The following is a 23,943-nucleotide window of genomic DNA, read 5'->3' on the forward strand; positions in this document are numbered from 1 at the left end:
GCAATAAATTCTTCTATTTACATTGCGTGCTATATATTTTCACCAATTCTGTTATCATGTCAACGGCTTTTTCCATACCTTCAACTGTGATATGCTCATAAGGTCCATGATATGCATGACCACCTGTCCCAAGATTCGGGCAAGGAAGTCCATGGAAACTAAGCTGGCATCCATCTGTACCGCCTCGTATTGGCAGACACTGCGGTGTAAGTCCGACTTTCTCACATGCTTTCTTTGCATTATCAATCAGATGCATATGCTGTGCAATGATCTCACTCATATTACGGTATTGATCTTTTAATGTTAGAATAACAGTTCCGTCTCCCCATTTTTGATTCAGGTCATCTGTAATCTGCTTCATTACTTTCTTGCGTTGCTCAAACTTTTTTGCATCATGGTCTCGGATGATGTAATGAAGCTTTGCAAGTGCACATTCGCCTTCCATACTCAGCAAATGATAAAATCCCTCATAGCCTTCTGTATCACGAGGAGTCTCGCCCTTTGGAAGCATAGAATCGAATTCCATGGCAACAAGACTGGCGTTAACCATCGTATCTTTGGATGATCCCGGGTGTACACTGACACCATGAAATTCTATAGAAGCACTGCATGCATTAAAATTCTCATACTGAATCTCATTTTCAGTGTCACCGTCAAGTGTGTATGCAAAATCCGCACCGAACTTATCAATATCAAAATGTGCAGCACCGGTTCCGGTCTCTTCATCCGGTGTAAATGCAACACAAAGTGGACCGTGTGGAATATTTTCTTCATTTAATCTTTCAATCAATGTAAGAATCTCTGCAATCCCTGCTTTATCATCGGCACCAAGAATTGTCGTTCCATCACTGGTAATCAATGTTCGTCCTTTTAAGTTCTTAAGATGCGGAAACATTTCAGGACTTAAGGTAACTCCACTTTCTCCAAGAGCCAGTGCTTCTCCGTCATACTTTTCTGTAATCATTGGTTTTATATCATGATCACAATAATCAGAAACCGTGTCCATATGTGCAATAAAACCAATTGCAGGGGCGTTTTCATATCCTGGCGTTGCCGGAATTTTCCCATAAAGGAAGCATGAATCTGTCAATATTACATTGCAGATCCCCAAATCTTCCATTTCCTTTTTTAAAACATTTGCCAGGTCAAATTGACACTGGGAGGAAGGTGTTGTATCACTTTCCTCATTGCTTGGTGTACGGATCACCACATATTTCAATAATCGTTCATATACGTTCATAATATATATACTCCTTAAAAACAATATAATATTGAGGTATCTCTATTTATGATATCTGTAGATTATCCCGCGAATCCTATCGGTATTATTCTTTGCAGACATCAACCCATTTTTCTGCACCTGCGACCGCTTCAAGTTCTGCAATCGTAAGTCTGACTGCACTGTGATCATTGCCTGCTGCCGGATAGACAGTATCGAATTTTTTCAGAGATTCATCCAGATAAACAGGAATTCCTTCTTTGATGCCAAATGGGCATACACCGCCCGGAGCATGTCCGATAAAATCTTCCACATCATCAAACGGAATCATCTTTGCCTTTGTATGAAAAGTATCTTTATACTTATGATTGTCTACCCTTGCAGTACCCTCTGCTAGGATCAGAATCGGTGTATCACTAACCAGAAAAGATAATGTCTTCGCAATCATGCCAGGTTCTACTCCAAGTGCCTCTGCCGCAAGCTGTACTGTTGCACTGGAATCTTCCAGTTCAATGATATGGTCTTCGTAACCTTTTTCTTGTAAATATTTTTTTGCTTTTTCAAATGACATAGTAAAAGCCTCATTTCGTAATTATTCGATAGCTGATTTTTCTGAGAAACTGGTAAATAATATTAGTTCTCTGTTGCCATCAGCATATTTATTGTATCATAAAAATGCTTAGAAGAAAGTACTAATTATTGCATGACGCGCACCTCGCAGCAAGAATGCCGAGGCATTCTTGAATTTCATTCTTTTATAGCCCATTATAAAAAGCTCTGGACATCTGCCAGAGCTTTTATTGTCACCGTTTCTTATTCCATTCTGTTCTCGTTCTCTCTCCATACCGTTTTCGTAAAAATTTCTTTCCTATTCCTGCTTAAATCCTTCTCCGACAACTTCATTGGATTCCATAATGATCGTAAATGCTTTCGGATCTATCTCTTTTACCATTCTTTTTATCGTATACATCTGCTTGTTATTGCATGCACACATGACCACGTCTTTTTTTTCACCACTATAGCTTCCCACACCTTCCAGAATCGTTGAACCACGGCCTGCATATTCATCAATCTGTTCTGCCACCTCTTTTCCTTGCTTTGTTACAATCAATGTCATCTTACCTTCATCAATTCCATACATAATACGATCCATAACCGTCGCCATAAGATATGTCACAAGGATTCCATAAATCAGTCCGTCAACTTCTTTGAATACCAGTGCACTTCCAAGGATAATCGTACAGATATCCAAACCGAATGTGATCATACCGAGTGTCATATGTGGTTTTGCTTTCTTGATGGACATACTGATAAAATCCTGTCCTCCGGTAGAGGAACCTCGCATAAAAATCAGTGCAAATCCGATTCCGCATAATACACCCATGCAAAGTGCAGCAAGAAGTCTGTTTCCATTATACACTGGAAGCATCGGTGCCACATAGTCTGTCAGTACAGACCAGATCAGAGTTGTCTTTACTGACTTTAGGAAAAATGTTTTTCCAAGATATTTGTAACAGAAAATGGTGACCGGGATATTCAGAAGTATCATTCCTGCACCAACTGGAATCTTAAACAGATGATACAGTATAATTGCAATTCCGGAAAATCCTGCTACCGGAAAATTCGCATTCAACGCAAAATTATAAATTCCAACCGCACCAAGCATTCCTGCTGCCAGATCCACCAGAAGATCAATCCCTAATTCCTTCCAGTCAAATTTTTTCTTTAACATATACATTTCCTCCTCTTATCTTTCATCTGATATCATAGCTTCTCTCAAAAAAAGAACAGACACAAACTATATATTCTATAATTCGCATCTGCTCTTGTATTATAATTTCATTTCACGAAGATTTAAAATTCTCTGATTACTGCTTCCCCGAAACTGTAATGTAATATCTTTCAAATCTTCTACAAACGGACCATCTACCAGTACATCTATATAAGACAACATCTCATCCGTGACTTCTGTATAGGCTCTTCCACCGGGTATCAGATCTTTGTCATATACATACCCGGAATAACTCCAGATATTCTTCTTTGGATACATTTCCCGGACTTTTTTTAAGAGCTTTACAAGTTCTCTTTGATTCTCCGGTTCAAATGGTTCTCCGCCAAGAAGTGTAAGCCCTGCAATGTATGGATGATTCAATGCATCCAAAATTTCTTTTTCAGTCTTCTCAGTATACAGATTCCCATAATGAAAATCCCATGTTTCTGCATTAAAACAACCTTTACAGTGATGACGACATCCCGAGACAAACAATGTCACTCGAACTCCCGGACCATCTGCTATATCATATTTTTTTATTTCTCCATAATTCATATAAAATTCCCAGCCTTTATTTTTTCAAAACCAATCTTCAAATTTTAATGCAAAATCCAGGAACCGTAAAATTTCATACTTTAACTCCGCAATTTGCTTTTACAGATGTAAGACTCTATCCTTAATCTCCTGTGTTCTTCCCTGATTCCAGAACTGTGTTCCGATATATCCACATGTTCTTCTGGCTACTGACATCTTATCCTGATCATGGTTCCCACAGTTCGGGCACTCCCAGATAAGCTTTCCACTTTCGTCTTCTTTAATCTGAATCTCTCCATCATAACCACAGATTTCACAGTAGTCACTCTTTGTATTCAATTCTGCATACATAATATGCTCGTAGATGAACTGCATCACAGAAAGGACTGCCGGAATGTTCTGCTGCATATCCGGGACTTCAATATAGCTGATTGCTCCTCCTGGCGACAGTTTCTGGAACTCTGCCTCGAACTCCAGCTTGTCAAATGCATTGATCGGCTCAGATACATGTACATGATAACTGTTCGTAATATAATTCTTATCTGTAACTCCTTTGATGATTCCGAATCTCTTCTGAAGACATTTTGCAAACTTGTATGTGGTAGACTCCATCGGTGTACCATATACAGAATAGCTGATATTCTCAGCAGCTTTCCACTGGGCACATTTGTCATTCAACCTCTGCATAACTGCCATTGCAAATGGTCTGGCTTCCGGATCTGTATGCGTCTTTCCAAGCATGCGCATGCACATCTCATAAAGGCCTGCATATCCAAGAGAAATGGTTGAATATCCGCCATATAGAAGCTTATCAATGGTCTCACCCTTTTTCAGTCTTGCCAGTGCGCCGTACTGCCAGAGAATCGGCGCCACATCTGAAATAGTTCCAAGAAGTCTCTCATGACGGCAACGGAGTGCTCTGTGGCATAACTCCAGTCTCTCATCAAGAATCTGCCAAAATCTGTCCATGTCTCCTTCTGCGGAACATGCTACATCTACCAGGTTAATTGTTACAACACCCTGATTGAAACGCCCGTAGAATTTATGCTTTCCGTTTGGAAGCATCTGAGAATCCTCTACTGTCAGGAAAGATCTGCATCCCATACATGGATAAACTTCACCTTTTTTCAGTTCCTTCATGATCTTTGCAGAAATGTAATCCGGGACCATACGCTTTGCAGTACATTTTGCTGCAAGCTCTGTCAGATACCAGTACTTAGAATCTTCTGTAACATTATCTTCATCCAGGACATAGATCAGTTTCGGGAATGCCGGTGTGATCCAAACACCCTTCTCGTTCTTAACGCCTTGCATTCTCTGTTTTAATACTTCTTCAATGATGAGTGCAAGATCCTGTCTTGTCTGACCGTCTTCCACCTCATCCAGATACATGAATACGGTAACAAACGGTGCCTGTCCGTTACATGTCATGAGTGTGATAAGCTGGTACTGGATTGTCTGAATTCCGCTTTTTACCTCTTCTCTCAGACGGCAGTCTGTCAGTTTGTCAATGATTGCCTCATCCAGACTCTCCCCACATGCTTTACGTTCAGAGATAACAATATTACGGATTTTCTTACGGCTGATATCCACAAATGGTGCAAGATGTGCCAGTGTAAAAGACTGTCCTCCATATTGATTACTTGCGACCTGTGCTACAATCTGAGTCGTCACATTACACGCTGTAAAGAAGCTGTGTGGTTTTTCGATCATTGTCTCACTGATGACGGTTCCATTCTGAAGCATATCTTCCAGATTGATCAGATCACAGTTGTGCTCTTTCTGTGCAAAATAATCTGAATCATGGAAATGAATGATTCCCTGTTCATGTGCTTCTACAACCTCTTCCGGAAGAAGTACACGCTTGGAAAGGTCTTTACTTACTTCTCCTGCCATATAGTCTCTCTGCGTGGAGTTGATCACTGGGTTCTTATTGGAATTTTCCTGATTGACTTCTTCATTAATGTTATCAATCAGTGCAAGGATCCCGTTATCTGTTGTATTGGACTTTCTTGCCAATTCACGTTTATAACGGTAGCGCACATACTTCTGTGCCACTTCATAGCCACGCATTCCCATAATTCCAGTCTCTACCATATCTTGAATGTCTTCTACATGTATAGCGTGAGTTGATTTTTTTACCTGTCCTGCAATATCATCTGCAATTGCCCGGACCTGGAATTCATTCAGTTTGTAAATATTATCAACTTCTTCATTAGCTGCGCGGATTGCATTCTCGATCTTTCCCAGATCAAAGCCGACTTCCTCTCCATTTCTTTTTATTACTTTCGTCTTCACTAACATCTTCATGTCTCACGCCTTTCTTATATATCTTTGTTCTTCTGCTTTTCGGATCCACCACAACATCTTGTGTTCCACAATTCACACTCACTCCGGTAAGAAACTATTTAGTTTCTTCAAAATCACAAGATATTGTGTTCCGCTCCATTATATTACTACAAAATATGGCATTTGAAAAGCATTATTTTAATTTTAACATATTTTTATAAGTATACCTTTTTTCTGTCCATTTTTTCCCATTTTGTCTGTTAAAGATCAAATAATGACAACTGATTGGACTCCGGAAGGTCTCCTAAAAGTCCTAAATCTGCCATGTAATCTACAACCGCCTTACTTGCTTTCGTACGGTTTCTAAAATCATCTTTGGACAGATATGGACCATCTTTTGCCGCTTCCTCCACCGCTTCTGCAGCCTTCTCTCCCATTCCGTCAATGCTGGAAAACGGTGGCATCAGCTTTCCGTCTATGATGCTGAATTTTGCTGCTTTTGCGCGATAAATGTCAATTGGCAGAAATTCATATCCCCTCGCATACATTTCCTGAACAATATGCATGTCCTTCATTGTATCCTGTTCTTTTTTGCTGAGAGAATCAGACCGTCTTGTATAATCATCAATATAGTATTGCAGTTTTTCCTTGCCCTGACACATAATTTCATAAGAAAATGCATCTGCACGGATTCCAAAATATGCTCCATAGTATGCCAACGGATAATTTACCTTACAATAGGCGATACGATATGCCATCATGACATAGGCTGCCGCATGGGCTTTCGGAAACATATATTTAATTTTCTCACAGGAGCCAATGTACCACTCTGGCACATCATGTTCCAACATATCTTTTTTATACTCCGGCCAATCTTTACATTTTCCTTTTGCAACGGTACCTTTACGCACTCGCTCCATGATCGTGAAGGATTCCTCACTATCCAGTCCTTTGTTGATCAGATATGTCATAATATCATCTCGGGTACAGATTGCTGTAGAAATGGTTGCCTTACCGCTCTTAATCAGATCCTGCGCATTGTTCAGCCATACGTCCGTTCCATGGGACAATCCGGAAATACGGATCAGATCTGAAAGTGTCTGTGGTTTTGTATCTACTACCATCTGGATTACGAAATCCGTTCCGAACTCCGGAATTCCAAGACATCCTACCGGACATCCTCCGATATCATCTGGTGTGATTCCAAGTGCCGATGTATCATGGAATAAAGACATTACCCCCTGATCATCCAGAGGGATATCTGTTGCTACAAATGGATGATCCGTCTCATTGTACTCATTTTCCATAGCAGGCGAACTGATATATGCCTCAAGTGCCTTGATCATGGTTGGATCATCATGACCCAGAATATCCAATTTTAACAAGTTGTGGTCGATGGAATGATAGTCAAAATGTGTCGTAATAATATCAGTCGTCATATCATTTGCCGGATGCTGCACCGGAGTGAATGAGTTGATATCTTCCCCGTGAGGAAGTACAATGATTCCTCCCGGATGCTGTCCGGTACTTCTGCGGATACCGGTACATCCCTGAACAATCCTGTCAATTTCGCAAGTTCTCTTTCTTGTTCCCCGCTCTTCAAAATAGTTCTTTACATACCCAAATGCTGTCTTATCCGCCAACGTACCAATCGTTCCGGCACGGAACGTCTGTCCGGCTCCGAAAATAATTTCCGTATATTTATGAGCATTACTCTGATAATCTCCTGAGAAGTTCAGATCAATATCTGGCTCTTTATTTCCTTTAAATCCAAGGAATGTTTCAAACGGAATATCAAATCCATCTTTTACAAGCCTGGTTTTGCACACCGGGCACTCCTTATCCGGCATATCCCATCCACAGCCCCCTGCGTAAGCCCGTACTTCTTCGGATTCAAAATCACTGTAGTGGCACTTCGGGCAATAGTAATGTGGGCTTAATGGATTTACCTCTGTAATTCCAGCCATGGTCGCAACAAAAGAAGATCCTACCGAACCACGGGATCCTACAAGATATCCGTCCTCGTTAGATTTCCACACCAATTTCTGTGCGATAATATACATAACGGCGAATCCGTTGGAAATAATGGAATTAAGCTCACGTTCCAGACGCTCTGTAACAATCTCCGGAAGCGGATCTCCGTACATAGAATGTGCCTTGTTATAACATATTTCACGAAGCGTTTTATCTGAATCTGGAATGACCGGTGGACACTTATCCGGGCGGACTGGTGATATTTTTTCCACCATATCCGCAATCATATTGGGATTGTCAATGACAATTTCTTTTGCTTTTGCTGAACCAAGGTATTCAAACTCCTCCAGCATTTCATCTGTCGTATGCAAATACAACGGTGCCTGCTGATCTGCATCTTTGAATCCTTTTCCTGCCATAATGATACGGCGGTACACTTCATCTTCCGGATCCATAAAGTGCACATCACAGGTCGCCACGACCGGCTTATCAAACCGTTCTCCAAGACGGATGATCTCACGGTTGATCTCACGTAAATCTTCCTCACTTTGAACCTTCTCCACACGATCACTATCAATCATGAACCGGTTATTTCCAAGTGGCTGTATTTCCAGATAATCATAAAAATTAACAATTCTGGCAATCCGCTCTGCAGATTTTTCTCCCAGTATTGCCTGATACAATTCTCCTGCTTCACAAGCACTTCCAATAATCAGACCCTCTCTGTATTTTAACACTTCGCTCTTTGGCATTCTCGGCTGACGTCCAAAATACTCCAGATGTGACTTGGAAATCAATGTATAAAGGTTCACGCGTCCAATATCATTCTTTGCCAGAACAATGACATGGTAAGACGGCATCTTACGGATTGCTTCCGCGTTGTGCGCGCCAAAATGATTCATCTGATCCAGTGTCTCGATTCCACGTTCTTCCAGCATCTGAATAAATTTCACATAAATCTCTGCGGTAACTCTGGCATCATCCACTGCTCTATGGTGATGTTCCTGAGAAATATTCAGTGCTTTTGCCACAACGTTTAGCTTAAATTTTGAAAGTGTCGGTAATAATACACGGGCAAGTCCCACCGTATCTACAGAAGTAAAATCCGGTTCTATGCCCTGCTGCCTGCAATTTTCTTCGATAAAGCTCACATCAAAACTGGCATTGTGCGCTACCAGCACTGCATCTCCTACGAACTTTAGAAACTGTGGGAGAATTGTCTCAATCTCCGGTGATTCCATAACCATCTCATCAGTAATGCTTGTAAGCTGTGTGATTCGAAATGGAATCGGAATCTTCGGATTCACAAATGTACTATACTTATCCGTAATTTCTCCGTTCTCAACTTTAACTGCACCAATTTCGATAATCTTATCTTTTGCCGAACTAAATCCCGTCGTCTCCAGATCGAATACAACATAGGTTCCTTTTAAAGACTGACCTTTCTCATTGACTGCCACATCCTGCAAATCATCGACCAGATATCCTTCCACACCATAAATAACTTTAAATGGATCGTCTTTATCCAGTGTCTCAATATAATGATTCGCGTCCGGGAACGCCTGTACCACACCATGATCTGTAATCGCAATTGCCTTATGCCCCCAGTCATGTGCTCTCTTTACAAGATCTTTGACCTCGGAAACTCCGTCCATGTCACTCATTTTCGTATGACAGTGGAGCTCCACTCTCTTTTCTACCGCATTGTCTTTTCTGGATTCTGTAAAATCAGAAATTTTCTTAATTCCAAACACAGAAGAAATGACAAGTTCGCCGTCAAATTTATCAATATTGGTCACGCCTTTAATTTTCAGGAATGCACCCATTTTAATTTCAGCCAGTACATCTGCAAGTTGATCATTACGCACGAACATCTTGACCATGATCGTATCAGTAAAGTCTGTCACTGCATACATGACAATGGTCTTTTCATTGCGGATTTCTCTTGTATCAAAGCTAATGACTTTTCCTCGAAATGTAATTTCTCCCATCTCACCAATCACGGTTGACAGTTCAATCGGCTCATCATCAAATGGACGTCCGTAAATCAAACCTGACTCATCAAGATCCATCTTCGCAGATTTCACAAACACCTTCTTATCACGAAAGCCACCCTTCTTTAATCCACTGCCTTTTGAAAATCCACCTTTTGCAGGACTGCCAGAATTTTTTCCGTCTCCGGAATTTTTTCCACCTTGTCCGCTTCCAGATGTTTCTTTTTCCCCAGACTTTGCTTCTTTTTCCTGCTTTTTTTCCTCTTTTTGCTTCTGTACAGCCTCAACCTGATCCAGTATACTGTCTACTTCCTGCTGCAGACGCATATCATTGTATTTCAAAGTACTTTCTTTTGGTTCTTTATACATGACACGAATCTCAATGGGCAATCCGAAACGGTCTGCATACACACCTTTTAAATAATCTGTCAGAGAATCTTTTTTTCCTTGCGCAATAACAGTGTCGATTAACTGCATGCAAAGAATATTTCCTTCTTCAAAGGTACATTTCGCATTCTGCAGCATATTGCGTTCTACAACACTTCTTGTATCCAGCTCCGCAAGAAAGCTGTCCAGATACTCCGCCATCACATTCTCTGGCGTGTACTGTCCGGACAGCTCATACTTTTCTCGAATCTCTACCTGCACGGCACTTCTTCCGAAAAGCTGGTTCTTGATCAGGTGCTCCATCTCGTATACCAATGTTTTCTGAATCAGATGACGGCTTACTATATGTACTCTTAAAAATGTCCGGTCAGAGTTGGTCGTCACTTTTAATACCTGCGCTCCTTCGAACATATTACGTATATCTTCCCCTGCCTTTAACGTAGGGAATACTTCAAAGAACGGTTTACTCATTCCAATGCAACAGCTCCTGTCTCAATGTCTCTAATAGTTCCTCTTCTTTTACTTTTTTTACAATCTCGCCTTTTTTGATCAGGAGTCCTTCTCCCTTTCCTCCGGCAATTCCAATATCTGCTTCTTTTGCTTCTCCCGGTCCATTGACCACACAGCCCATAACTGCGACCTTAATGTCCAGTGGGATATCTGCAACCATCTCTTCGACCTGATTTGCAAGTCCGATCAGATCAATCTGGGTTCTTCCGCATGTCGGACAGGATACAACCTCAATTCCACCTGTGCGAAGTCCCAGTGTCTTTAAAATAATCTTCGCTGTCTTGATCTCTTCTAGTGGTGATCCAGTCAGTGACACACGGATTGTATCTCCGATTCCCTGTCCAAGAATCAGTCCAAGACCTACTGAGGATTTTATATTACCTGCCAATAATGTTCCTGCCTCTGTAATTCCTACGTGTAATGGGTATGGGCATTTCTTGGCGATCAGTTCATGTGCCTTTACACACATCATAACATCAGAAGATTTGATACTGACTACAAGATTATTATATCCCATCTCCTCGATAAGCTGTATTTTGCCCAAGGCACTCTCTACAAGTCCCTCTGCAGTCACCCCATGATATTTCTCTACCAGATGCTTTTCCAGTGATCCACTATTCACACCAACACGAATTGGAACACCGTACTCTTTTGCTTTTTCAACAACAGCACGGACTCTCTGTTCATCTCCAATATTACCCGGATTAATACGAATCTTATCTGCCCCGTTCTCAATCGCTGCAATCGCCAGCTTATAATCAAAATGAATATCTGCCACAAGTGGAATATGAATCTGCTTCTTGATCTCACCAATTGCTTTCGCTGCATCCATATTCGGCACAGCGCAGCGGATGATCTCACAGCCGGCTTTCTCGAGAGCAAGAATCTGGGCAACAGTCGCCTCCACATCTTCCGTCTTCGTATTTGTCATTGACTGTATTCTGATCGGATTACCTCCTCCGATCGTAACATTTCCAATCTGAACTTCTTTCGTGTGATCTCTGTACATAATTTTTGCTCCTTCACATGCAGAAAACCTGCCACACGGCAGATTTTCTGATATTTTCGTTTTAGGTTTCTTTTGTCTGATACCTACTTTCTGATGAACGTGAACTGTTCCCCATATTCTCGTTCTGTAAGCGTCATCTGATTGCCATCTATGCTGTATGAAAAAGATGAATCCAAATCATCCAGTACATTCTCCAGATCTTCTTTTGTATATGCACCGTCCGCTTTCTCAACTGCCTTGTCAATCTGCTCCTCATCTTTTGTGATGGTAATAATCTTTGACTTCATATCTACGCTGTAATTCATCTCTACGGCTGCATCTGTATTCTCCGCAATATCCATGATGTCTACCTGAATCGTATCGTTCTTCTCAATCTTTAGCGCAATCGTTGCATCCTCACTTTCCCAGGTTCCTACTACTGGATTAGTCGTGAACATTCTCGTCAGCAGATATACTGCGATTAAAATAATCAACACTGAGGATACAAGGGTAACCACTCGCCATATCTTACTTCTTTTTGCCTCATCATTTCCTGCTATAATCATACTCTTATAATCCTCTCACTTTTCTTCTTTTCTATCATAACTAAATTATAGATTCTTTTCCAGACAGTGTCAACGGGTATTATTATGTTCCAGAACGGAACTTTTTCGCTACTTTTTGTTTACATCTGCCACACTTATCTTTTTCTCACATAACACTTGGTAAAATATACCAAAAATACAAAAGAAAGGAGACCTGGCAAGTGTCATTCGGTCAGAAGCTACGCAAATTACGTAAAAAATTTAATATGACTCAGGAAAACGTTGCTGACTGTATCCATGTCTCCCGCTCTGCTATTGCAGGTTACGAAAAAAAGGGCCGCCAGCCTTCTCACGAAAAGCTGACGGCAATCGCAGATTTATTCGAGGTCCCTGTTGATTATCTTCTGAATGACGAAGAGGATACTATCACCCTCTCTCCTTCCCGGCTTACAACCAATTCTGATGATGAGCTGAATCTTTTGCTTGCATACCGAAGCCTCTCCCGAAGCAGCAAACGTGATCTCAAAAAGTATATGAAACTTTTGAAAGAAAAAGATGCTTCAGAAAGCTCTTAATCTGCACTTATTATTTTTCTTTTTTTATTTTCTAGCACTCTTCTGCAATTTTATAAATTAGATGCTCCGTATCTTCCCAGCCAATACAAGGATCCGTAATGGACTTTCCATATACCATATCAGGTCCGATATTCTGTCTTCCTTCTTCCAGATAACTTTCCACCATAACACCCTTGATCATATTTTTCAGATCCGGATTATATCTTCGTGTATGAAGCACTTCACTGACAATACGAAGCTGTTCTTTGTATTTTTTATTTGAATTAGAATGGTTCGCATCAACAATTGCTGCTGGATTTTTCAGATCTTTCTTCTGATAAAGTTCAAATAATCGCAGGCAATCTTCATAATGATAATTTGGCTGGCATGTTCCATATTTGTCTACGCCTCCACGCAAAATCACATGTGCCAGATCATTTCCTGACGTCTGTACATCCATACCTCTGTAAATGAAACGATGTCCCATCTGGGCTGCCACTACAGAATTCAGCATCACCGACAGATCTCCACTGGTCGGATTCTTCATTCCGACAGGAATATCCATTCCACTTGCTGTCAGACGATGCTGCTGATTTTCCACAGAGCGTGCACCGATTGCCTCATAAGATAAAATATCATCCAGATAGCTTCTGTTCTCCGGATATAACATCTCATCTGCTCCGGTCAGTCCGCTTTCTTCCATAGCACGGATATGCATATGACGGATTGCAATAATTCCCGCATAAAGATCCGGTGCCTTATCCGGATCCGGCTGATGGAGCATTCCTTTATATCCCTCGCCGGTCGTTCTTGGTTTATTTGTATAAATTCTTGGAATAATCATCAGTTTATCTTTTACTTTTTCATTGACTTTTGCCAGACGATTCACATACTCACACACGGAATCTTCATTATCTGCAGAACACGGTCCGATAATGACTGCAAATTTATCCGATTTCCCCGTAAAAATATCTCGAATCTCCTGATCTCTTTTTTTCTTTAACTCTGCAAGCTTTTCTGACAGAGGATATTCTTCCTTCAGTTCTGTCGGGGAAGGCAGTGTCGTATTGATTTTCATAGACATATTTTTTCTCCTTCTATGTTTCTTCTCTCTTATTCATTCAAGACTTAACTATCCTAAAATCTGTACTCCACCAAGAAGCACATAAGATATGAACCACATAATTACAGTTGCCATGCAGATTCCAATGATGATTGCCGGAAATGCTTTCTTAAATTTCACACCGAGAAGTGCGGCAATGAGTGAACCTGTCCAGGCTCCGGTTCCCGGAAGCGGAATACCAACAAATAATACAAGTCCCCAGAATTCAAATTTTTCAATCTGGTCTTTTTTCTTCATTGCTTTTGCTTCCAGCTTATCTACCAGCGGTTTTAAATGTTTTGTTCCTTTCATCCAGTTAAAAATCGGTGTGATCAGAAGCAGGATAAACGGAACCGGTATAATATTCCCAAGAATACATAATGGAATCGCTTTTGCGACCGGCACTCCAAGAAGCGGACCTGCCACAAGAAGTGCTCCACGAAGTTCCAAAATCGGAATCATGGAAATAATAAATACAATTGCCTCTTTCCCAACACTTCCACTGAGTGCATCAATAATTCCTTGTACTAATGACTGTGTCATACATCTCTCCTTATTTTTTCATTTATTTTTGTAACTGTTCAGAACCCCGCCACACAAATTCGCAAAAACGCAAATAACTGCTCCATCTCTTCTCTTGTCCCGATGGTAATACGCATATATTGCTCGATTCTCTCGCTGCCCCAAAATCGCACATAGATATCATGTGCCTTTAATGCCTCAAACAGCTCTTTCGCATCGTATTCCGGGTGCTTTGCAAATATAAAGTTGGAACCAGAATCCAGATATGTAAATCCAAGTTTTGTAAGTTCTTCTTTTGCCCACTCCCTTGTCTCAACAATTTTTCTGACGCCATTCTCGAAATATTCCCTGTCTTTCACAGCTTCCACACCACACACAATTGAAGTCTGGTTCATAGTGTAAGAGTTAAATGAATATTTCGCATCATTTAAGTATTTGATCAATGTCGGATTGCTGATAGCATAGCCGATTCGCATACCCGCCATAGATCTTGCCTTGGAAAATGTCTGGACAACGATCAGGTTATCGTATTTGTCAATCAGTTCCAGTGCGGAACGTCCTGCAAAATCAATATACGCTTCATCCACGATCACAATGACATCCTGATTATGTGCAATGATATCTTCTACTACTGACAGATCCTCATAGATTCCTGTCGGTGCATTTGGGTTTGGGAAAATCACTCCCCCGTTCTCCTTATAGTAGTCTTCTTTTACAAGTTTGAAATCCTCATCCAGTTTCTGACATTCATATGGAATCCGATACAGATCCGCCCATACACTATAAAAAGAATAAGTAATATCCGGGAAAAATATCGGTTTTTCGGAATTAAAAAATGTCAGGAAACACATAGACAATACATCATCGGATCCTACACCTACAAATACCTGGTCCGGATTCACATGATAAAAGTCCGCAAGCGCATTTACAAGTGGTGCTGCAGTCGGATCCGGATAAAGGCGGAAACGGTCTGTATCCATCTCTTCTAACGCTTTTGTGACTCCCGGTGCCGGTGGATATGGATTCTCATTCGTATTTAATTTGATGACTTTGCGCTGTGGCTGTTCACCTGGTACATATGGCTCTACTTTTCTTATGTTCTTCTCAAATGCTTTCATACTATGCTCCTGTATCTTTGCCAAATTTGTTCATCGCCGCGGCCTCTGAACATTACATGTATTCCTTTGCCAGTTCTTTGAATTTTGGAAGCGAATTCACGATTGTCTCATGAGATACACAATATGCCAGTCTTACATATCCCGGGCACGCAAAGGAACTACCCGGTACCATCAGGATATTATATTTCTTTCCTGCATTACAGAATTCCTTTTCATCTGCAACTGGTGATTTTACAAAAAGATAGAATGCTCCCTGTGGTTTGATGCATTCAAATCCACATTCTTTCAATCCGTTATATAGATCTTCTCTGTTTCTGTTGTAGAAAGAAAGGTCTGTCTTTGCATCCAGGCATTTTTCTACTACTTTCTGCTGCAGAGTTGGTGCATTTACAAAACCTAAGATTCTTGTTGCCACATTGGCAGCGGAAAGAAGATCTTCACTGTCTGCAACCTCATCCGGAATAACAAGATATCCTATACGTTCTCCCGGAAGTGACAGGGATTTACTAAAAGAATATCCTACAATCGTATTATCATAATATTTCGTCAGGTATGGAACTTCCACTCCATCATAAGCAAGTTCACGATATGGTTCGTCAGAAATCAGGAAAATCTCTGTTCCATATTCTTTCTGTTTGGCCTCCATGATTGCCGCTAACTTCTTGATTGTCTCCTCTGAATATACAACCCCTGTCGGGTTATTCGGTGTATTTACAATGACAGCTTTTGTCTTTGGTGTGATCTTCTGCTCAAATTCATCAAGCTTTGGCTGAAAATCAACTGTATTCGGGGAAATCTCGACCAGAACTCCATCATAGTTGTTTGTATAAGAACGATATTCTCCAAAATATGGTGCAAATGCAATCACTTCATCTCCGGGATTGATCAGAGATTTTAAAATGACATTCAATCCACCTGCCGCTCCGACAGTCATGACAATGTTCTTGCCGGAAAATTTTGTATCAAATCTTTCATTCAGAGACTTTGCAATTGCCTTTCTTACTTCCGGATATCCACTGTTACTGTTCGTATAGCCATGAAGCACAACCGGATCTGTGTCATTGACCAGTTCGACAATTGCATCTTTTACAATCTGCGGTGCCGGAACATTCGGATTCCCAAGACTGAAATCAAATACATTCTCACGTCCGTAAATTCCTGCCAGACGTGTTCCTTCCTCAAACATTGCACGAATAGCGGAACTGTTCGCTACCATATTTTTCATTTTATCTGCTATCATTTTTCTACCTCCTTTTCATGTACATGCCCTTTTTCTACCATAAATACTGGTTTATAGGAAAGCTTTGCTTTTCTGAGTCCCTCAGAACCGGCATCATCTTCCCGATTCACATATTTGTAATCCATACACTCATGTTCTACAAATTGCTGATTGATCATAGTATATGCTCCGGGCACATCTGCATAAGCTTTCTCTATGTGAACAACAAATGTATCCGGGCAGATTGGTTCTCCGATGGTAAATGCTACGATTTTACCATCAATTCGAAGGATACCGCCCTTCAGGTCAAGTTCTTCAAAAAGTCTGAGTGCATTCATTGTCACACACATCTCTGCATTCTTATCTGTATCATCATTACAGCCATTCTCTTTTCTCCACTTCAAAGCCATCTGGAAACATTCCTCCAGGTTCTCTTTTTTCATGGATTCGTAGCTCCAGCGTCCTTCAAATTCTTTTCGGAATCGATTCACATGGTTCTTCTTTCCATGCATCTTCTTACCAGACAAAGTCGCTAACTTCTCGCTTTCATAGACATAATCCGCTTCGTCCCGGTCATACTCAATCTCGAATCTTCCCGGATACCAGCTTTCCAGTCGTGCAAAATCATCCGGTGTCACATTATACATACGGAACGGATAACCTCGCTCCTCACTATATGTTTTCATCTTATCCAATGCACGCTTCACATGTTCATCTGTCCCTGCCGGAAATGCATAGGCAACATGTCCCTCATCTTCACTTTTGAACACCATGGCTCCTTCAACAATCGCCCATTTTACCGGGTACTGCCTGGACCATAAAAACACATTGACAAATGTACGTTCACAACTTCTGCTCGGATGCTCATCGAAATACTTTGTCATGATTTCCTTGTCTTCCAGCTCTGTTCTCTTAAAAATAATATCTTTCATTCTATGCTCCAATTCAAAACTAGTAAAGAGCACATCCGACGAAGGAATTCCCCGCCATTGTACTCATCGCAGTTCTCGTCCATCTGATAACTGTAATTTTTACTCTTCCGAGTATATCACATTTTCTATACTCATTACAAGGCATGCCCCTAATATCATCTATGTGCTTTTTACTGCTCTGCCAAAAAACAAAGCTTCATAGCTGCAATATCTATGAAGCTTTAAGCGCTTTCTTCACAATCTCACTCATCAGTTTGGAAGCTCCAAAAAGTGCTGCCGGATCTACTGTGAATTTAGAATTATGCGCCGGATATTTTCCCCCGGTCCCCACATGAAAAAATGCTCCCGGAACCAACTCCTGATAACAGGAAAAATCTTCTCCGCCCATCTCCGGATGCTGCAAGGTTACATGGAATCCTTCTTCCATTGCTTCTTTTCGCACAAGTTCTGCCAGATTTGCATCATTGTTCGTTGCCGGACAGCCCGGGATCCATGTAAATTCCACCTGATAACCTTCCCGCTCCAGACCTTCAGCCTGTGCCTGCATCAGTTTCACAATCTGCTCACGCACTTTGGGATTAAATGTGCGAACGGTTCCTTCTAGCCTGGCGGTCTCTGGGATAATGTTCCAGCTTGTGCCTGATGTAAAACGAGTCACACTGATAACTGCCGTCTCCGTCGGACTGATTCTTCGACTTACAATTTCCTGAAGACTTCCTACCAGTCTTGCTGCTGCCGGGATCGGATCCAGACCCGTCTGCGGGGCGCTTCCGTGGCATCCCATTCCTTTTACCGTATATAAGAACCGGTCTACCGCCGCTGAAAATGGACCTGGTGCAATTGCAATCGTTCCGACTGGCATGTTTTGTTTTGTGTGAAGTCCAAAGATTTTTTCAATCTTATATTTTTCAAACATTCCGGTATTTACAACTTTTTCACCACCATGTTCTGCTTCTTCGGCAGGTTGAAACAATAAAATGACGGTACCTTTTATATGCTCTCTCTCTCCTCCAAGAAGTTTTGCCACTCCAAGAAGCGCTGTCGTGTGGAAATCATGTCCACAAGCATGCATACAGCCATCATTTTCTGAACTGTAAGAAAGTCCACTCTCTTCCAGGATCGGCAGCGCATCAATATCCGCTCTGATTGCAACAACACCCCCTGGCTCTTTTCCCTCGATCTTTGCAAGTGCTCCTGTATCAAGTCCCAGATCCAAAAGCTCCACACCTTCTGTCTGTTTTAATACATTTTTTACATAGTTGGTTGTCTCATGCTCCTTTAATGCAAGTTCCGGATGTCTGTGCAGCCATTGAAAATGTTCCAATAAGTATGTCTGTAGTTCTTCTGCCATCACGATTTTCCTCCTGTCTTATCTACCATTCTTTACAAATCCCTAGTTTAAGAATGCCTCTGCATTCTTGCTGCGAGGTGCGCGTCATGCAATTGCATGACATACTTCTACTTAAGCATTCAAAGCATCTCTAAGCTGATCCATTGCCTGCCTTAACGTCTGACGCGGACATGCGATATTGATTCGTTCAAATCCTTCTCCTACTGCCCCAAAAATAAATCCCGGATCCAGCCAGAGATTTGCCTTATCAACAACCAGATGTTCCAGTTCTTCTACTGATAATTCCAGTTCTCTGCAATCCAGCCAAAGCAGATAAGTTCCTTCCGGCTCAATAAGATTGATTTTCGGAATCTCCTGTTTCAGATAATCCCGGACAAAGTCCACATTTCCCTGAAGATATACAAGTAACTCTTCCAACCATTCTTCGCCGTTTTCATAAGCAGCCTGACACGCTTCCATTCCCATCAGATTCGGCTGGCTGTAGCCCGCTTGCATCACTTCGTGTTTAAATTTCTCACGCAGCTTTGGATTGGAAATGATAATGTTGGAAAGTTGAAGCCCTGCCACATTAAATGTTTTTGATGGCGCGGTACATGTGACAGTAATATCTGCAATCTCTTCTGAAATAGATGCCATCATCTGATGTTTATGTCCTTTGTATACAATATCACTGTGGATCTCATCGCTGACAAGTGTCACGTGATATTTCAAGCAGAGCGCTGCAGCTTTTTCCAACTCTTCTCTTTTCCACACACGTCCTACCGGGTTGTGCGGACTGCAGAAAAGTAATAATTTTACATCATTTTCCCGGATTTTCTTCTCCATATCCTCAAAGTCAATGGTGTAGTGCCCCTCTTCTAATTTTAATGGACTTCCAATCAGCTTTCTTCCATTGTCTTCAATGACCTCTCTGAACGGGTAGTAAACCGGCTGCAGCATCAGAACACTTTCTCCCGGCTCTGTGTAGGCTTTTACTGCCATTGCAAGTGCAAATACAATTCCTGGTGTTTTGATGATCCAGTTACTCTTGATTTCCCAGTCAAATCTTCTCTTATACCAGGATTTCACTGCTCTGAAATAATCCTCCAGGGTATCACTGTACCCAAATATACCATGCTCTACAATCTCAAATAAGCGCTCTCTGACTGCTTTTGGTGCCTGAAAATCCATATCTGCCACCCAAAGTGGAAGTATATCCGCTTTCTTTCCTCTTACTGTCGCAAAATCATATTTTAAAGAATGTGTTCCTTTTCGATTGATTACTTTATCAAAATCTGTTGCCATATTTATTTTCTCCTTCATTTTCGCAATTGCCTGTTGTCTTCAAATATTTTAGGACAGGGACTTCTTTTAAAAGTACCTGTCCCAGATTTAATTTTCTTATTTCAGCTTTCTAATCTGTCTTCATTTTATAATAAAACTTTTTATTGTTTCTTACAATTCTGCCATCTCCAAAAATGCTTTTGTACGTTCATTCTCCGGATTATTAAACAATTTCTCCGGTGTATTGTCTTCTACAATCTGTCCCCCTTCCAGGAATAAAATTCTGGAGGCAACATTTTTTACAAAGCGCATCTCATGGGATACTACGATCATCGTCATTCCATCTGCTGCAATTTCTTTCATAACATCAAGAACTCCCCCGATCCACTCCGGATCAAGAGCACTTGTTGGCTCATCAAACAGCATAACCTGCGGTTCTGCTGCAAGTGCTCTCGCTATTCCTACTCTCTGCTGCTGCCCTCCGGAAAGACGTACCGGGTATTCATCTCTCTTCTCGATCAGTCCGACACGTTCCAGCAAATGTTCTGCTTTCTCCACTGCCTGGACTTTCGGCATCTTCTGAACCCGAATCAGTCCTTCCGTAATATTCTCCAGAGCAGTCTTGTTCTTCCAGAGATTATAATGCTGAAATACCATGCTCGTCTTTTCTCTGAGTGCCCGGATTTGTTGTTTATTCTCTTTTCCGGCTTCAATTGTAACTCCATCAATGGTAACTCTCCCTGCATCTGGTACATTTAACCAGTTGAGAGAACGCAGAAGCGTTGTCTTACCGCCTCCGCTTGGTCCGATCAGTGTTACAACTTCACCTTTTTCTATCTGAAAATCCAGATTTTTCAAAACCTGATTATCACCAAAAGCTTTACAAAGTCCTCTTACTTCTACTATCGACATCTTAACTTCTCCTCTCTTTTCTACGCACATAGGTCTCTATCTTTGCAAGCAGACGTTCCAAAAGCATACAGCATACCCAGTAAATCAAAGATACTGCAATATATACCTCAAAGTAACGATAAGATCTCGCTCCAACGATTCTTGCCTGTGCCATAATATCTACAACTGCAATGTTAAATACAAGAGAAGTCTCTTTTAATAATGATATAAAGTTATTGCCCAGACTTGGAAGTGCTACGACAAATGCCTGCGGGATTACAACACTTATAAGCGCCTGCCACTTCGTCATATTCAAGCTATAACAAGCTTCTACCTGTCCTTCATCTACGGACATCAATGCACTGCGGATAATCTCTGACATATATGCCGCTGCATTAAGTCCCAGTGTAATAATTGCGAATACGACCGGGTGGATTCCGTTAATATCAAAACTTGTTCCCCATGCTTCGTTCATCACACGAAGCAGTATCGGGATTCCGTAATACACAAGCACCAACTGTACCATAGTCGGCGTACCACGGATAAATGATATGTATACTTTCGCAACTGTCTTAAGTACCCGTACTTCAAAATAACGGGCCAACGCAATAAAGAACCCTACAATCAGTCCTGCTACACAACTGGCAATTGTAATCAGAAGTGTGATCGGCAGATATACTGCTATCTGCGGAATGGACTGTATCAGAAATTCAACACTAAATATTTTCCCCATCTCTTTTACACCAATCTTTCTCTTTTATTCGGAACTCTTGTGGTTTCCGGTACAACTTATGAATCGCCCTATAGAAATTCGTGCAAGAACGATTTCTGTATAACGGCGTATTGCACAAAATGCACGTCGCATCTCATACGGCGTGCATCTTACATTTTTCCTTATTTCTTTAAAGATATAAGACACTTTCTCGATTATAATTGTGGTGCATAATCTCCATCAAGATACTTCTCGGATAATTCTTTTAATGTACCATTTTCAATCAACGTCTTCAGACTGTCATCAATAATCTTTTTCAGCTTCTCTCCTGACTCGTCCTGTCTCAGAAGCATGTATGTAGTTGTCTCATCACCAGTCTCAAATGGAAGACACTCTAGTTCACTGTCAAGTCCCTGCTCTTTGAGAACATAATCAGCAGTTACTTTAATAGAAGCAATATGTGCATCTGCTCTTCCGTTAATAACTTCCTGAAGCATCTTGCTCATATCTCCATCTGCATACATAATATTGGCTGCTTTGTCCGGATGCTCTTTGTTATAATTCTCAAGCCAGTTTGTCTGTGCTCCTGAGGTTGCAGATACAATCGTTTTTCCTGCAATACTGTTTACATCACTGGAAATATCTGTACGGTCTTTTTTAAATACAATTGCTGCCTGAGTCTCTGTATATGGAATATCCGGGAAAAGATATTTCTGCTCACGTTCTTCATTCTTACCACACTGACTGGCAATCACATCAATCTTGCCAGACTCGAGAGCTGTAAAGATTCCATCCCAGCCTGTTGCTTCATATTTAAATTCAACATCTGGATTCAGATCATCAATTGCCTTCATAACTGCAATATCATATCCGTCCGGTTCGCCTTTTTCATTTACAAGGTTGAACGGAGGATATGCTCCTTCTGTTCCAACTGTATAAGTGGTAACTCCGGAATTGTCAGATTCTTTTTTATCATCTGCTGATTTTCCACAACCAACCATCATACTTGCTGCCATTCCCGCTATCAATAATGTACTTAATACTTTTTTCTTCTTCATAACTGATCACTCCTTACAAGTTTTTTTCATTAGTTTTTATGTTCTTGACTTTTCCTATTATAATTGTAAGATTTTAGTTTGTCTATGTTTAGATTTTTATAGTTTGCTATAGGATATAATTATAGCAATATCTGAATTGATTGAATTGAGTTTTGTTTTTCTTGATGTTTTCCTATATATACGGTATCATTAATTATATTATGTGTAATCATTTTTATTATATGATACCAAAAACTCAACAACATTATATTATAGAGAGAAGACGGTAATTATAAAATCAGAAAAGAAAAAACAGGGTTTCACATTAGTAGAACTCATTGTGGTTCTGACAATCCTTGCAATTCTTGCCGCACTTTTGATTCCGGCTTTAACCGGATACATACGAAAGGCAAAAGAATAAATAATCTGGGCAGAATTACGAACGCTGCTCTGAATGCTGTACAGAGAAATCCCAATGACAAAACAGAAATCAATACATCCAGCAGAAGAATTGCCCGACAGGTATTATCTTATCTGGATAGTGCTGATAAATCTAATGCACAGTACCTTTTCACTGCGCCTTCTGAAAAAAATACATGGGATACTACATTTAATGATTATTTTGGAGAAAAATATGATTCTAATGCTGTACTGCTTCAGATTTTCCATACAACAGACGGAAAAGTTGTTGCAATTAACTTTGGCAAAGACGGTTATATGGTGACAATCGTTCCCGGCAAGGAAACTACATGTGTGTATAACGGGAAATCTTTAAAATCAATCGTAGGGTAAAAAGAGGAGTCAGTTTGCTGCAAGCATCTGGCTCCTCTTTTCTTTTTCATAGCACGAACGCCCACCTCGATTCCACTTTGCTTCTTCTCGGTGCTCGTTTGCATTCTCACACAATATAACAAAAGGACGATTCTCCCCGCAAGCAGCCTCCCACCACTTCCGAATAGCACGAACGCCCACTTCGATTCCGTTTCACTTCATCTCAGTGTTCGTTTGACTCACATAGATTAAAATAAGAG

20 protein-coding genes are annotated in these 23,943 nt (G+C 40.9%); 2 read left to right on the forward strand and 18 right to left on the reverse strand.

Features of this window, described 5'->3' with window-relative positions; all coding sequences use genetic code 11:
* Window positions 1-13 precede the first annotated feature (13 nt).
* The 8 genes from pepT to G593_RS0110195 form a co-directional block, all read right to left on the reverse strand.
* The gene (pepT, locus tag G593_RS0110160; protein WP_029731623.1) at window positions 14-1,240 is read right to left on the reverse strand and encodes a peptidase T; all 1,227 of its coding nucleotides are present in this window, start codon (window positions 1,238-1,240) and stop codon (window positions 14-16) included.
* Window positions 1,241-1,325: 85 nt separating this feature from the next.
* On the reverse strand, window positions 1,326-1,790 hold the full coding sequence (locus G593_RS0110165; RefSeq protein WP_022279165.1) for a YbaK/EbsC family protein: 465 nt from the start codon (window positions 1,788-1,790) through the stop codon (window positions 1,326-1,328).
* 297 nt (window positions 1,791-2,087) lie between these two features.
* On the reverse strand, window positions 2,088-2,951 hold the full coding sequence (locus tag G593_RS0110170) for a YitT family protein (protein WP_005337149.1): 864 nt from the start codon (window positions 2,949-2,951) through the stop codon (window positions 2,088-2,090).
* A gap of 99 nt (window positions 2,952-3,050) precedes the next feature.
* Window positions 3,051-3,545 (reverse strand): anaerobic ribonucleoside-triphosphate reductase activating protein, encoded by a 495-nt coding sequence (gene nrdG / locus G593_RS0110175; RefSeq protein ID WP_005337147.1) that lies wholly within the window; start codon window positions 3,543-3,545, stop codon window positions 3,051-3,053.
* 99 nt (window positions 3,546-3,644) lie between these two features.
* Window positions 3,645-5,834, reverse strand: coding sequence for an anaerobic ribonucleoside-triphosphate reductase (gene nrdD / locus G593_RS0110180; RefSeq protein ID WP_029731624.1), 2,190 nt, complete (start codon window positions 5,832-5,834; stop codon window positions 3,645-3,647).
* A 239-nt stretch (window positions 5,835-6,073) separates the two neighbouring features.
* The gene (locus G593_RS0110185; RefSeq protein ID WP_029731625.1) at window positions 6,074-10,639 is read right to left on the reverse strand and encodes a PolC-type DNA polymerase III; all 4,566 of its coding nucleotides are present in this window, start codon (window positions 10,637-10,639) and stop codon (window positions 6,074-6,076) included.
* Window positions 10,632-11,687, reverse strand: coding sequence for a flavodoxin-dependent (E)-4-hydroxy-3-methylbut-2-enyl-diphosphate synthase (gene ispG, locus G593_RS0110190; RefSeq protein WP_029731626.1), 1,056 nt, complete (start codon window positions 11,685-11,687; stop codon window positions 10,632-10,634). Before ispG ends, G593_RS0110185 begins: the two co-directional genes overlap by 8 nt.
* Before the next feature lie 83 nt (window positions 11,688-11,770).
* A complete protein-coding gene (locus G593_RS0110195) occupies window positions 11,771-12,232 on the reverse strand; it encodes a hypothetical protein (protein WP_029731627.1) in 462 nt (153 codons plus the stop codon).
* 200 nt (window positions 12,233-12,432) lie between these two features.
* On the opposite strand from G593_RS0110195, the gene G593_RS0110200 reads away from it, so the two are divergent.
* Complete coding sequence (locus G593_RS0110200; protein ID WP_022279161.1) at window positions 12,433-12,786, forward strand: helix-turn-helix transcriptional regulator; 354 nt, start codon at window positions 12,433-12,435, stop codon at window positions 12,784-12,786.
* A 31-nt stretch (window positions 12,787-12,817) separates the two neighbouring features.
* Here the strand turns inward: G593_RS0110200 and G593_RS0110205 are convergent, their stop codons facing one another.
* From G593_RS0110205 to G593_RS0110250, 10 genes are all read right to left on the reverse strand, one after another.
* Window positions 12,818-13,882, reverse strand: coding sequence for a 3-deoxy-7-phosphoheptulonate synthase (locus G593_RS0110205; RefSeq protein ID WP_255348527.1), 1,065 nt, complete (start codon window positions 13,880-13,882; stop codon window positions 12,818-12,820).
* A gap of 15 nt (window positions 13,883-13,897) precedes the next feature.
* Window positions 13,898-14,410 (reverse strand): COG2426 family protein, encoded by a 513-nt coding sequence (locus tag G593_RS0110210; RefSeq protein WP_005337135.1) that lies wholly within the window; start codon window positions 14,408-14,410, stop codon window positions 13,898-13,900.
* Window positions 14,411-14,448: 38 nt separating this feature from the next.
* Window positions 14,449-15,507 (reverse strand): histidinol-phosphate transaminase, encoded by a 1,059-nt coding sequence (gene hisC, locus G593_RS0110215; protein WP_005337134.1) that lies wholly within the window; start codon window positions 15,505-15,507, stop codon window positions 14,449-14,451.
* Window positions 15,508-15,559: 52 nt separating this feature from the next.
* Window positions 15,560-16,747: a pyridoxal phosphate-dependent aminotransferase gene (locus tag G593_RS0110220; protein WP_005337133.1), complete on the reverse strand. Its 1,188-nt coding sequence runs from the start codon at window positions 16,745-16,747 to the stop codon at window positions 15,560-15,562.
* The gene (locus tag G593_RS0110225) at window positions 16,744-17,658 is read right to left on the reverse strand and encodes a DUF2156 domain-containing protein (protein ID WP_005337132.1); all 915 of its coding nucleotides are present in this window, start codon (window positions 17,656-17,658) and stop codon (window positions 16,744-16,746) included. The genes G593_RS0110220 and G593_RS0110225 overlap by 4 nt, the downstream gene beginning before the upstream one ends.
* Before the next feature lie 211 nt (window positions 17,659-17,869).
* The gene (locus G593_RS0110230) at window positions 17,870-19,009 is read right to left on the reverse strand and encodes a M20 metallopeptidase family protein (protein WP_005337131.1); all 1,140 of its coding nucleotides are present in this window, start codon (window positions 19,007-19,009) and stop codon (window positions 17,870-17,872) included.
* Window positions 19,010-19,120: 111 nt separating this feature from the next.
* A complete protein-coding gene (locus tag G593_RS0110235; protein ID WP_029731628.1) occupies window positions 19,121-20,293 on the reverse strand; it encodes a MalY/PatB family protein in 1,173 nt (390 codons plus the stop codon).
* Window positions 20,294-20,443: 150 nt separating this feature from the next.
* Window positions 20,444-21,184, reverse strand: a complete 741-nt coding sequence (locus G593_RS0110240; protein ID WP_022279159.1) for an amino acid ABC transporter ATP-binding protein — start codon at window positions 21,182-21,184, stop codon at window positions 20,444-20,446.
* Between the two features lies 1 nt (window position 21,185).
* Entirely contained in the window at window positions 21,186-21,896 is a 711-nt protein-coding gene (locus G593_RS0110245; RefSeq protein ID WP_005334387.1) for an amino acid ABC transporter permease, read from the reverse strand.
* 194 nt (window positions 21,897-22,090) lie between these two features.
* A complete protein-coding gene (locus G593_RS0110250; RefSeq protein ID WP_005337112.1) occupies window positions 22,091-22,933 on the reverse strand; it encodes a transporter substrate-binding domain-containing protein in 843 nt (280 codons plus the stop codon).
* A 271-nt stretch (window positions 22,934-23,204) separates the two neighbouring features.
* On the opposite strand from G593_RS0110250, the gene G593_RS21480 reads away from it, so the two are divergent.
* Entirely contained in the window at window positions 23,205-23,333 is a 129-nt protein-coding gene (locus tag G593_RS21480) for a type II secretion system protein (RefSeq protein ID WP_255348528.1), read from the forward strand.
* The last annotated feature ends 610 nt before the right edge of the window (window positions 23,334-23,943 follow it).

The organism is Dorea sp. AGR2135 (assembly GCF_000420885.1).
Lineage (GTDB): Bacteria > Bacillota > Clostridia > Lachnospirales > Lachnospiraceae > Dorea > Dorea formicigenerans.

What these genes read in the sequence shown, in the direction of transcription:
- G593_RS0110195 (WP_029731627.1), bottom strand. Translation starts at nt 12,232, where the DNA reads ATGATTATAGCAGGAAATGATGAGGCAAAAAGAAGTAAGATATGGCGA.
- G593_RS0110220 (WP_005337133.1), bottom strand. Translation starts at nt 16,747, where the DNA reads ATGATAGCAGATAAAATGAAAAATATGGTAGCGAACAGTTCCGCTATT.
- G593_RS0110170 (WP_005337149.1), bottom strand. Translation starts at nt 2,951, where the DNA reads ATGTTAAAGAAAAAATTTGACTGGAAGGAATTAGGGATTGATCTTCTG.
- G593_RS0110230 (WP_005337131.1), bottom strand. Translation starts at nt 19,009, where the DNA reads ATGGCAGAAGAACTACAGACATACTTATTGGAACATTTTCAATGGCTG.
- ispG (WP_029731626.1), bottom strand. Translation starts at nt 11,687, where the DNA reads ATGTACAGAGATCACACGAAAGAAGTTCAGATTGGAAATGTTACGATC.
- G593_RS0110235 (WP_029731628.1), bottom strand. Translation starts at nt 20,293, where the DNA reads ATGGCAACAGATTTTGATAAAGTAATCAATCGAAAAGGAACACATTCT.
- nrdD (WP_029731624.1), bottom strand. Translation starts at nt 5,834, where the DNA reads ATGAAGATGTTAGTGAAGACGAAAGTAATAAAAAGAAATGGAGAGGAA.
- G593_RS0110185 (WP_029731625.1), bottom strand. Translation starts at nt 10,639, where the DNA reads ATGAGTAAACCGTTCTTTGAAGTATTCCCTACGTTAAAGGCAGGGGAA.
- pepT (WP_029731623.1), bottom strand. Translation starts at nt 1,240, where the DNA reads ATGAACGTATATGAACGATTATTGAAATATGTGGTGATCCGTACACCA.
- G593_RS0110240 (WP_022279159.1), bottom strand. Translation starts at nt 21,184, where the DNA reads ATGTCGATAGTAGAAGTAAGAGGACTTTGTAAAGCTTTTGGTGATAAT.
- G593_RS0110245 (WP_005334387.1), bottom strand. Translation starts at nt 21,896, where the DNA reads ATGGGGAAAATATTTAGTGTTGAATTTCTGATACAGTCCATTCCGCAG.
- G593_RS0110210 (WP_005337135.1), bottom strand. Translation starts at nt 14,410, where the DNA reads ATGACACAGTCATTAGTACAAGGAATTATTGATGCACTCAGTGGAAGT.
- nrdG (WP_005337147.1), bottom strand. Translation starts at nt 3,545, where the DNA reads ATGAATTATGGAGAAATAAAAAAATATGATATAGCAGATGGTCCGGGA.
- hisC (WP_005337134.1), bottom strand. Translation starts at nt 15,507, where the DNA reads ATGAAAGCATTTGAGAAGAACATAAGAAAAGTAGAGCCATATGTACCA.
- G593_RS0110250 (WP_005337112.1), bottom strand. Translation starts at nt 22,933, where the DNA reads ATGAAGAAGAAAAAAGTATTAAGTACATTATTGATAGCGGGAATGGCA.
- G593_RS0110225 (WP_005337132.1), bottom strand. Translation starts at nt 17,658, where the DNA reads ATGAAAGATATTATTTTTAAGAGAACAGAGCTGGAAGACAAGGAAATC.
- G593_RS0110165 (WP_022279165.1), bottom strand. Translation starts at nt 1,790, where the DNA reads ATGTCATTTGAAAAAGCAAAAAAATATTTACAAGAAAAAGGTTACGAA.